Below are 354 nucleotides of genomic sequence, written 5' to 3'. Positions count from 1 at the left end.
GTGGTGGTCGGCCGCCGCGGCATCCCCGCGGGGTCCCGGGTGCTCAGCCACCCCGCGCTCGATGCGAGCACCCCCGAGCCGATCCACCTGAGCGGCCAGGACCTCGCCGCGGATCTCGCCGCCCTGGCCGAGCGCGGCATCGACAGCGTCTTTGTCGAGGGCGGCCCCACCATCATCAGCGCGCTGCTGCGGGCGGGGCTCGTTGACGAGCTGCTCGTCTACGTGGCGCCCGTGCTCCTCGGCGGCCCCCGGGTGGCCGTCGCCGACCTCGGCATCGCCACGATCGACGAGGCGATTCGGCTCCGCACACGGGAACGCATCCCGCTCGGCGAGGACACCCTCTTCGTCCTGAGT

Annotated in this window: 1 protein-coding gene; it reads left to right on the top strand. The window is 73.7% G+C overall.

Annotated elements, in window-relative coordinates:
• Nucleotides 1-354: RibD family protein (locus tag OOT08_RS11490; protein ID WP_325092762.1), on the top strand; the 354-nt coding region annotated here is incomplete at both ends.

It is taken from the genome of Leucobacter sp. M11 (assembly GCF_035726885.1).
Taxonomy (GTDB): domain Bacteria; phylum Actinomycetota; class Actinomycetes; order Actinomycetales; family Microbacteriaceae; genus JAPFRB01.
Note: the sequence above shows the minus strand (reverse complement) of the source record. Positions and strands in the feature narration are given on the sequence as shown.